General features: G+C 48.4%; 9 protein-coding genes. All 9 read right to left on the reverse strand.

The annotated features are described in order from the left end of the window. Positions 1-37 precede the first annotated feature (37 nt). On the reverse strand, positions 38-1,024 hold the full coding sequence (locus ACM6JA_RS03710) for a FecCD family ABC transporter permease (protein ID WP_414851253.1): 987 nt from the start codon (positions 1,022-1,024) through the stop codon (positions 38-40). Next, positions 1,021-2,016 (reverse strand): FecCD family ABC transporter permease, encoded by a 996-nt coding sequence (locus ACM6JA_RS03715; protein WP_414851254.1) that lies wholly within the window; start codon positions 2,014-2,016, stop codon positions 1,021-1,023. The genes ACM6JA_RS03710 and ACM6JA_RS03715 overlap by 4 nt, the downstream gene beginning before the upstream one ends. 16 nt (positions 2,017-2,032) lie before the next feature. Beyond that, positions 2,033-3,013: an ABC transporter substrate-binding protein gene (locus ACM6JA_RS03720; protein ID WP_414851255.1), complete on the reverse strand. Its 981-nt coding sequence runs from the start codon at positions 3,011-3,013 to the stop codon at positions 2,033-2,035. A 109-nt stretch (positions 3,014-3,122) separates the two neighbouring features. Beyond that, a complete protein-coding gene (locus ACM6JA_RS03725; protein ID WP_414851256.1) occupies positions 3,123-3,974 on the reverse strand; it encodes a helix-turn-helix transcriptional regulator in 852 nt (283 codons plus the stop codon). Between the two features lie 140 nt (positions 3,975-4,114). Next, positions 4,115-6,124 carry a peptidoglycan D,D-transpeptidase FtsI family protein gene (locus tag ACM6JA_RS03730; protein ID WP_414851257.1) on the reverse strand — a complete coding sequence of 670 codons (2,010 nt, stop codon included), beginning with the start codon at positions 6,122-6,124 and terminating at the stop codon, positions 4,115-4,117. A gap of 11 nt (positions 6,125-6,135) precedes the next feature. Beyond that, positions 6,136-8,187, reverse strand: coding sequence for a penicillin-binding transpeptidase domain-containing protein (locus tag ACM6JA_RS03735; RefSeq protein WP_414851258.1), 2,052 nt, complete (start codon positions 8,185-8,187; stop codon positions 6,136-6,138). Between the two features lie 168 nt (positions 8,188-8,355). After that, on the reverse strand, positions 8,356-9,048 hold the full coding sequence (locus ACM6JA_RS03740; protein ID WP_414851259.1) for an FHA domain-containing protein: 693 nt from the start codon (positions 9,046-9,048) through the stop codon (positions 8,356-8,358). A gap of 196 nt (positions 9,049-9,244) precedes the next feature. Then, positions 9,245-9,574, reverse strand: a complete 330-nt coding sequence (locus tag ACM6JA_RS03745; protein WP_173620592.1) for a mannose-6-phosphate isomerase — start codon at positions 9,572-9,574, stop codon at positions 9,245-9,247. Between the two features lie 183 nt (positions 9,575-9,757). Further along, positions 9,758-10,033: a DUF2277 domain-containing protein gene (locus ACM6JA_RS03750; protein WP_414851260.1), complete on the reverse strand. Its 276-nt coding sequence runs from the start codon at positions 10,031-10,033 to the stop codon at positions 9,758-9,760. Positions 10,034-10,266: the final 233 nt, after the last annotated feature.

Genomic DNA, 10,266 nt, shown 5'->3' on the forward strand with positions numbered 1-10,266 from the left:
TCGCAAGCAGTCCTTTTGCAAGATTCGGTCCCTTCTTTTATACTCCTTTTCTTTTCTCTCGTCCGATCAAATACAAGAAATACGGAGCTCCAATGACAGCTGTCACGATGCCCACGGGAACCTCCATCGGCGGCAAAAGCCATCTGCCTAGCCCATCAGCGGCGACCATGAGCGTAGCACCGAGCAGAGCAGCTACCGGGAGAAGAAGTGCGTGTTTCCCACCTACCAATCGACGAGCGATATGCGGGGAGAGCAGACCCACAAACCCGATGGAACCGACAACCGCCACACATGCTCCTGCAAGTGCGACAGAGGTTACCAAAAGTACAACACGCAGTCTCGTCACATCCTCGCCCAAGCCTTCTGCTACATCATCTCCAAGAGACAATACGTCGAGCCGGTATGCCAATAAATAAGCAATTGGTAAAAAGACGAGTATCCACGGAAGCACCGCCCATACGTGTTCCCATCCCCGCCCCCACAAGCTGCCTACCATCCAGAGCAGTGCCGCATTGACATCACCCGGATTTTTGACCATCAGGTATTGGATGCCCGCCTGACAAATGACCCCGATGGCGATCCCTACCAGCGCTAGAGTAGCGGGCTGAACGCGTTTTCGCGCGGTGTATACATACAAAATAGCAGCGACAACTGCCGCACCCCCAAATGCCGCCAACGGCAGCAAATAAGCCGGAGATTTGGGAAAAAGAAAAATGACGATGGCAGATGCGAGCCCCGCCCCTTTGGTGATGCCGATTACGTCAGGAGAGGCCAACGGATTGCGAATCATTCCTTGTAAAATAGCACCGGATACCGCCAATCCCGCTCCAGCCAGCATGCCGAGGACAACACGCGGCAAACGATACTCTCCAATAATAAAGCTATGATTTTTCGGCCCCGTCCCGAAAAGTGACTCGACTACCTCACGCGGCGATACGGACACCGCCCCAGTTCCGATACTGATAACAGCAGTGACAATGAGCAACAGTAGAAGGGCAGGTGCAATACTTTGTCTGCGTGTCATGTAGCTCTCCTCTCCTTACCCACTAAATAGAGGAAAAAGGGAGCGCCCAGAAAAGCGGTCACGATGCCTACTGGCGACTCATACGGATACGCAATGAATCTAGCAAGAACGTCGGCATAGACCAGCAGCAATGCGCCGAGTAACGCTGTAATCGGGAGGTATAGCTGACTCTCTCTTCCTAGCAAAAGTCGGGTCAAATGAGGCACCATTAATCCGATAAAGCCGATCGGACCAGCAACGGCAACAGCCGAGCCTGCGAGTACGATGACAATGATTCCACAGATCGTCCGTACCCGAAATACATGTTGTCCAAGATTTTTGGCCACATCCTCACCCATACGCATAATGCCGATGGAGCGAGCCATAAAAAAGGCAACCACGAGCCCCGCGATCGACCAAGGCAGCACACGGTTCACATCCGTCCAATCTGCTCCATCCAATGACCCTGTAAGCCAAAACAGGACTTGATCAGTAGAGTGCTGATGAAACAAGATGAACGCTTCTGTAATCGAAGCGAGAAACAGATGGACGGCTGTGCCAGCCAAAGCCAGCTTAACAGGAGTCATCCCCCCAGCCGCACCGAGATAGTACACCGCAAATCCACCTATGACTGCCCCGCCAAAAGCGAGTGGCGCTAAAAATGGCACCGGAAGATTGGGCAAGAGTACCAAGGCAGCTACGACAGCCATCGATGCACCTGCGTTAACCCCAAACGTCTGTGGAGAAGCAAGCGGATTTCCTGTCATTGCTTGCATAATCGCACCAGCCACGCCGAGACCGGCCCCAATGATTACCGCCAATAGCGCTCTTGGAAGCCTGAGCGTCGTCACAATCAAATGCTCCTGCGATGTAGAGGGGGCAAAAAGGGATTTTACGCCACTCACCAACCCCATGTCTGTCCAACCAACCGAGATACTGACGACTAAACCAAAAACGAGCAGGAGCATTCCTGCCGCAAAAACGACGGGATCGATGTCAGCTACGACACCCATCCCGAAAAGTTTCCTTTTATTTGCCAGAAAGAAGCGTTACTGCTTCCTCCGAACTTAACTCCGATCCGATCAAGCCTCGCGACAACGCCCATTTATTGCGTGCTACTTCAAACACCCTGCCATTTTTTACGGCGTTGATGTTTTGCCAAAGTGGGTTCGTCTTCCATTCATCCACAATCGTCTTGTCACCTGTTTTCATCAAAAACAGTACGTCTGGATTGAGGGCAACCAGCTGTTCCAGATTGGTTTTTGGATACGCCTCTTCACTCTTTGCTGCATCCTCCAACCCGAGGTATTCCAGCAGGGAGCCAGCATAGGAAGCATTGGAGTGAGCGAAGAATCCGGTCGGGTTCACTACTGCCGGCAGAACCTTCAGCTTGGCATCTGTTTTTGGCAGCTTCGCTTTGATGGCATCCATTTTCGCTTGATGCTCGTCCAGGCGTTTTTTGCCTTCCTCTTTCATGCCTACTGCATCTGCGATTACGGCGTAATTGGCTAGCATATGCTCATAGTTCGCCTGGTGGTCATTCAGTACAATAGTAGGTGCAATTTGCTTCAATTTGTCGTATACAGCCTTGTGTTTGTTCAAATCTGCAATGATGAGATCAGGAGCAAGGGAACTGATCAGCTCCATGTTTGGTTCGTAACGAGAACCAAGCGATGTATACGTTCCTACTTTTCCTTTCACCTCAGGAATGATCAGATTCGCATCATTGTCATCAGAGATTCCTACAGGAGCTACACCCAATGTCGCCAAAGCATCTGCAAAGGAAAAGTCCATCACGACAATACGCGCAGGCTTGCCAACGATTTCCGTTTCCCCCAGCTCATGCTTGATCACTCGTTTTTCACTTGAAGCTGCTGGTGTAGATTCTGTATGGGTCGCAGCTACTGGAGCTGTTCCCTGTGCATTTTGTGTCGCTGTTCCGCAACCACTCAAAAAGACAGATACCATAAAAATAAGAAGAAAGCCAGGTAACAACAGTCTTGCTCCCATGATGAGAAAACCTCCTACCAAAATAAAACTCTATCGAAATTGAAAATCATTTTCAATAGAGATTATATCGATAGCCACTATACCATACCATGAAGAATCTTGCTCGATTTCATGAATTATCTTGTCTCATATGCGTCTTGACGTATTCCGTTGGTGATAGGCCAACGACTTTTTTAAACATCTTGCTGAAGTAAAACTCATCGTTATAGCCTACGCTTTGTGCCACCTCACGCAATCGACTCCCCGACAATCGGAGCAACACCTTTGCCCGATTGATTCGAAGGCTTGTCATGTAATCGGAAAAGCTCACACCCTTTAATGTTTTGAACATGCGTGAATAATAGCTGGGACTGACATTCGCCTTTCCTGCCAACATCTCTAGCGTGAGATTGAGCATATAGTGCTGGTCGACATACAGGATCGTTTCCTCGATGCTAGCCATCGTATTTTCGTTGCTCTCAATCGAAGAAAAATCTTTCACCAGAATGTACAGAATGCGCTCGAATAACAATCTCCGCCGAAATTGCTCTCTCTCCTCATTTGACGCATAGCTTCTATGTAGTTCCTCCATTAAATGCAATACCTGCGAATGGCTGCGTACACGGAAAGTCCCTTCCAGAGGAAAATTTTCTCCTCCCGGAACAAATACTCTCTCTTTCCCTGTTTCGTTTTGTTCGATCCAATAGGAGAATTCAATGATAAAGATCTCCATCTCTTTGTCTTGTTCCGTCCGCAAAGAAACGCTCGTCTTCGGCTTGTTAAAAAACACATCTCCTGCCTCAACTAACTGTCTCTTCCCGCTCTCTTCCATTGTTCCTTTTATATTTTTGACAAACCCGATTCGATGAGAATGACCAGGTGAGAGGATCAGTGGTTCATTGTGACGGCAAATCTCAAGACTGACCGTGTCGAGGGAGTAGATCATCTGTTTTAACTGTCGATAGGCTTCCTTTGCAATCAACGGTGCTTCCCCCTCTCATATTCCTTCTATTATAGCTTGTATACGCTATCTAACGCATTATTTGAGAGGATATGAGAGCCATGGTAAATGAAAGAAGCTGCCCGAAGTAGATCCTCGACAGAATCACTTCGAACAGCTTGCTATTTCAATCCGATATGCTTGTCATACACATCGTATACCGAACGTGAAATGATCGCAGCCGATCTTCCCCCATAACCACCCTCAGGAACGATTACGGCTACTGCCAGGACAGGATCGTCGACTGGGGCATACGAAATGCTGACACCATTCGTAATGCGGCCGTGCATTTTCCACCTTGTCTTTTTCTGTCCGGTTTTCTCATCTGTCACCGTCACCGGTACATAAATATCTTGCTCAGATGTTCCTGTTTTTGCTGCTACCTGAAACGGCATTCCCTCATACGCGCGGACTGCTGTTCCCCCTGGTTTCGTCACCATCACCATGCCTTGCTCCAGAATGTCCCAGTATTTATCTGGGTGAGGGAAGGTGCTCATGGTTTTGGGCGTGTACGTTTTCACTAGTTTTCCATCTGCGTCTGTGATCTTATCTACCATCTGCGGCTGCAAACGCACACCTTTATTCGCAAGCGTCGCCGCATATTGTGCCAATTGCATCGTCGTTGCCCGAACTTGCTGCCCGAAGGAAGCCTGCACCATCGCTGCTAATGGTCCATAGTTTTCATCCATCACCAAGTAGTCTTCTTTTCCTTTGTTTTCATTCGGCAAATCCACGCCAGTCTGAACCCCTAATCCGAATGCGTGATAGTACGATTGCAGCACGGACGCTGACTCTTTTCCTTTTCGACGGGACAGCTCCTCCCCGATTCTCGCCATGTACGTATTCGATGATTTTTGCAGGGAAATTGCAGGGCTAATCATGCCATGCGCTTTGGAACTGTCGTTCTTAATCCGGTCTGTTCCACGTCCATAGTGATACACCCCTCCATCATTCCAACGATCGGAGGGAGAGATGATGCCTTCCTGCAAACCAAGCAATACCGTAATCGGCTTGAGGACAGACCCTGATGGCACAATTGAACCCGGATGCTTGTAACCCTCCTGTATGGCCGCCTCGCCCGTTAATGGCCTCGTATCGTATGGCGATTCCCGAATCGTCCCATTCGTCACCGCCAGCTTGATCTCGTCATACATTTTTTGATCCGGTCCCTCAATCCACACGTTTGGATCATATTCCGGATAACTGACCATCGCGACGACTTTTCCTGTCTTGACCTCGACTGCCACGACGTACGCTCCCTTTGCAGCCCTCGCCTCAGGAATGGTTGCACGCATCTTCGGAAGAAACGCTCGGATCGAATCCCGGATATCCAGCTGTACCCGCTGATCAATGGTGAGATACACATGATTGCCCGGAACGGATGGAACTTCCTCCACTTGCTTCACAACCGTCTGATTTGCTGCGACCTCATACATCCGGTAACCGTTGCTCCCGCGAAGCTCTTTTTCGTAAGATAGCTCAATCCCATCGAATCCAACTAACTGGTTCGGCAAATACCGCGTACTCTCATCCTTGTAGGAGGCGAGCTTCACATTTTCAGCAATATGAAAGGGCCGTACATACCCGACCGCCTGTACAGCGATTTGCTTGGGATCGTATTTCCTGATCGGTTTTGTCACCACTTCAATCCCCGGCAAATCGCCGCGATGCTCACCCAGCACCGCGATTTCTTTATCCGTCAAATCCACCTTCAACTCTTTTTCCAAATAGCGCGGCAATTGCCGTGCCGCTTCCACATAATTGCCTTTCTCGTAGGCATAGCCGACATCCATCTTTTTCAACAGCGTGGCCTTGTCGAGGCTCAGTATTTTCTCCAGCTTTTCCACCAGGGCAAAGTATGCTTTCTTCTGCATGACCTCTTGTTCACGGAAGACAGCGAGATGGGAAGGCCGACTTTCGGCAATGACATATCCGTTGCGGTCATAAATGTTTCCTCGCATAGCGGGAATGTAATCTTTTTTATACGATCTGTCTGCCAGCTCATTTGCATAATCGCTCCCTTGCTGGATTTGGATTTGCGCCAATCTCAAAATGATTACGACAAACATCAGAAATACGACGATATAGACGATTTGCAGTCGTTTCAAACGATCATTTTTTTCTTCCTTCATCCTTACTCTCCCTACTCTTTCAGTACCTTCGTGAAAATCCGTTTGATACGTGCATCGAGTACATGACTGCCACCCCGACCACGGACATCTTCGATCATCATGGTAACCAGCAAACGTGGATCATCTACATTAAAAACGGCGTACCATCCGTTTTCCAGTCCAAGTTCACCTTTTTTCTGTTTTAGCTCAGCTGTTCCAGTCTTGCCCGCCATGCGAATACCAGGCACGCGTGCTCCTCGTCCGGTGCCGCGCGGGTCTTCCATGACCTTTATCAAATGCTGCTTCACCGTGCTCGCCACATCGGCAGGTATGACATTCGTCTTCCAATACCCGCCTTTTTTGTCTTCCTGCAACAGTGATGGATTAACGATATTCCCGTCATTTGCAAAAGCGCTGTACACCAACGCGAGATGAAGCGGCGTCATCGTTACCTCGCCCTGACCGTAACCGGAGTCTGCCAATTGAATCTCGTTTTTGAAACTGTCGTTATACAGCTTCGATTTGTCCAGTGGATATGGAATCGGGAGAGCTTCATGGAATCCAAACAACTCGCTCTTTTTCACGAATTGCTCCTCCCCCATGGAGAGTGCCGCTTTCGCAAAATATATATTGTCGGAGTACACCAATGCTTTTTCCAAATTGACAGGTCCCCCGTAATCGCTGACCCGTGTTACCTCGTATCCACCCCAGGACGCATCCTTTTGCCAATGCAGTCCGCGGACGTGGATACTGTCCGCAGGGGTAATGGCTCCTGACGCAAGGCCAATCGCTGCCGTAATCGGCTTGAAGGTCGAGCCCGGCGCAAACCCGCGCGCGAATCGATTGAGAAGCGGCTTTTGCGGGTTTTCATTCATTTGCTTCCACTCTGTGGCCGACATCCCAAGCACAAACGCGTTCGGATCAAAGGACGGAGAATTGACGAGGGCCAGTATTTCCCCGGTCTTTGGTGAGATCGCCGCTGCCGTGCCTGCTTCGTTTTTCAGCTCCTGGTAAATCGTCTGCTGTACTTCAGCATCTATCGTTAATGCCAGTGGCTTTCCATGCTTGGCGAAGCGTTCCGCCACGGTCTTTTTTTCCGTTCCATCTGGATCCGTAATGACGATACGCCCACCTGCACTCCCTCTTAGCTGCTCCTCAAAAATCTGTTCCAGTCCTGATTTTCCAATCACATCAGACGTTTTATAGCCCTGATCCTTTCGTTTCTCATACTCTTCCTGACTGATCGCTCCTACATAACCAACCAGATGGGCCGTCGCATCCTGATAGGGATAGTAGCGGACTTTCTTTTTGTGCAGTTTGAGCCCTTCTGTTTTTTCTAATTGTTTGATGCGTGCATCGTCCTGCGGCAGCGTGGCGATCCGGATAAACTTGGCCGACTTGCTTGTCGTAGCTTGGACCTTGGAGGTGAGGTCATCCAACGGAATTTGCAAAAGCTTGCTGACCTCCATTTTCCCGGTCTGTGAAGCCTGGCTCCATTCTCCCGGATTTATCCCGATATCTACCACGACACGCTCTGTTGCCAATAGACGCCCTGCCCGATCCGTGATTTCACCTCGTCTGGGATGCACCGTATTGGCTCTTACTTTGTCGCCTTCTTTCATTTCTGGAAAAATAAAAGAAGGATTCCAATGAATGTACCAGTCCTCCAAGTCATTCTGCGTTTCTTTGACAAGTGTCGCTTTCCCCGTAAAGGAAATCGGTTCAATGAAAGTTTCCATCGTCAGCCGGTAATGAAAATTGATCTGCCCATCCTCACCTGGCATGACGTCGCCATTGTACATCGGCTCGACCGCAATCGCTTTGGCCTCGATTCCGCCGTAAATGTTTTGGTAACGCGAAACGAATTCTTCTTTGCTGATGGTCTTTTTTGTATGTAAAGAAAGCTGCTCGTACATGTCAGAGAATTTCTGTTCTCCCCACTTTGTCGTATACGCGGTGAATGCTGCCTTTGCCCTCTCGCCATCTGACTGCATGTTGTCCTTCCAAAAGTCCCAGAAAAGATAGAAAAACCCTAAAAGAACAACGACAAAAACCGTCCAAAATACTATCCATGTCTTTTTCACTAGTCATTCACCTTCCCTACCACACGATATTACAGTCGGATACCATAATATATGGAAAAAAGATGATGACAAGATGAGACTATTCTCATAGGACGATGATAAGTGTCAGATAGTTACATCAAATGCAAAAAACACAGGAAATTCATCCTGTGTCTGTCGTACTGCCTACTACTCTTCCCACATGTAACCGAAGCGCGGGATCGTGGTGACGTTCTCTCCATATCTGCCCAGCCGCTTACGCAAGCGATAAACGAGAGCGTTGATCTCGGCTCGTCCAACATCCGGGACGTTGCTCTCCGTATTCAGCAACCGTTCCGGCCAGACGAGTACCATGATTTCATCATAGCTGACCGCCTGATTCGAACGTTGGTACAGAAGCATGAGCAAGTCCATATCTTTTCCGGTCAAATGGATTCTCGCGCCATCGAGACGTATTTCTCTGCGTTCCAGATTGATGACCAAGCCGGAAGTGGAGGTGGTTTCTTTTGGAATCGTCAAAGGGAATGAGAACTCCCGCGTCACATCCATCTCGCTACCCTCTGCAAAAAATATCATCTCTACGACGCCCTTGGCCAGCGTAATATGATCACCGTGATAAAGAAAATGCGGTGCTTGCTGTATCGCCATTCCGTTCACTTCTGTCCCATGCTTGCTTTGCAAATCAGAAATCGTATATTGGTTATTGATTTTCCGTATCACTGCATGCCTTCTGGATATATACGGACTAGAAAAAGCAATGTCTGGTTGTAATTGATTACCCCGTCTCCCAATCGTACACTCTTCCTTATGTAGAAACTGACGCTTCTGAAGCTGCTCGGGGTCTCCTTTTTTAATCAATACATATATGCCGTCGTCCAACATTCATCACCTCGAAAAGAGTTGGAGCTATCAGTATTTATTACATAACAAATTACGCATAAGTCAACACTTTTTTGAACATATATTAATAGCAAAAAAGCCGCCAATTGTCCAGCCAACGAAAGTGACCGGTCGATTGACAGCTCTATATCATCGCTATTCACGAACGAATAGCGCTCGATTTTCTATGTTGATCGTCTTAGGAGCAGCGCTTGAGAGCAGCGAATTTTTTCGGTTCAATCGCCAGTAGATGACAATCGCCATTCGGGATAAACAGCTTGTAAGAAACTCCCTTTGGCACAACGATAAACTCTCCGGCTTCCACCCATATATTGCGCTCGTGGTACATCAGTAGCAGTCTGCCATTGACGACAAACAGCAGTTCATCTTTCTGGTCATTTTGTTGCCAAGGATACTCACCTTGCAGCTTCTCTAGCTTAATAGACGTATCATTCATCTCTCCGACAACCAGAGAGCCCCAGGAATCTTGCAAGCGTGATAAATGTTGTGCGACGTTCACCTTTTCCATGATGATCCTCTCCCCTTTGCCTTCTACGATAGTATAATTCGCAGGATAGAGACATAGTAGCGAAATGATAAATCATCTCATAAGACGATGATAAGATGCTGAAATTTCTGATACAGGAAACAAAAATAGGCAGTTACCCTGAAGGCCTGCCCGTTAAATAGACTGCTTGTCTTAAGCGTCTCACTACTCTGTCGTGCCAAACCGTTTGGCGCTTCTCGCGCGAGCACGCTCGATTTCGACTTCTCGATTGCGTGGCTCTGCATTCGTCACCAGTGCATCCAAGAGATTTTTCGCAACAACGGAGACCTCTTGGACCGCTCGGTGAAAAGCCTCTTCATTGGCCTTCGAAGGCGTGTTGATGCCCGAAAGCTTTCGCACGAATTGCAGGGCTGCTGCTTGAATCTCATCTTCTGTCGCGGGTGGGTCGAAGTTGAACAAGGTTTTGATGTTTCGGCACATCGCTTACACCTTCTGTTCCCTTTTTTGTATCATTCTACTATACGTGATCGATGAATCGCTAGGTTGTGCTGATTGTGCTTCAAAATCTCACTCGCTACCTGCTCCAGCATCGGTTTCTTTCCCAATTTCCAACTGTTCGAAGAAAATAATGTTGTAGACTCGGAAAATAAAGTGCTAGACCGTGAAAATATTGTTTTAGACTGACGAGGCGTCATTACGCTAATACGAAAGGG

The organism is Brevibacillus sp. IT-7CA2 (assembly GCF_949767855.1).
In the GTDB taxonomy this organism is placed as follows: domain Bacteria; phylum Bacillota; class Bacilli; order Brevibacillales; family Brevibacillaceae; genus Brevibacillus.

Bases quoted from the DNA above. Each gene is read 5' to 3' on its own strand.
- ACM6JA_RS03710 (WP_414851253.1), bottom strand. From the start codon at position 1,024: ATGACACGCAGACAAAGTATTGCACCTGCCCTTCTACTGTTGCTCATT.
- ACM6JA_RS03715 (WP_414851254.1), bottom strand. From the start codon at position 2,016: ATGGGTGTCGTAGCTGACATCGATCCCGTCGTTTTTGCGGCAGGAATG.
- ACM6JA_RS03720 (WP_414851255.1), bottom strand. From the start codon at position 3,013: ATGGGAGCAAGACTGTTGTTACCTGGCTTTCTTCTTATTTTTATGGTA.
- ACM6JA_RS03730 (WP_414851257.1), bottom strand. From the start codon at position 6,124: ATGAAGGAAGAAAAAAATGATCGTTTGAAACGACTGCAAATCGTCTAT.
- ACM6JA_RS03740 (WP_414851259.1), bottom strand. From the start codon at position 9,048: ATGTTGGACGACGGCATATATGTATTGATTAAAAAAGGAGACCCCGAG.
- ACM6JA_RS03745 (WP_173620592.1), bottom strand. From the start codon at position 9,574: ATGGAAAAGGTGAACGTCGCACAACATTTATCACGCTTGCAAGATTCC.
- ACM6JA_RS03750 (WP_414851260.1), bottom strand. From the start codon at position 10,033: ATGTGCCGAAACATCAAAACCTTGTTCAACTTCGACCCACCCGCGACA.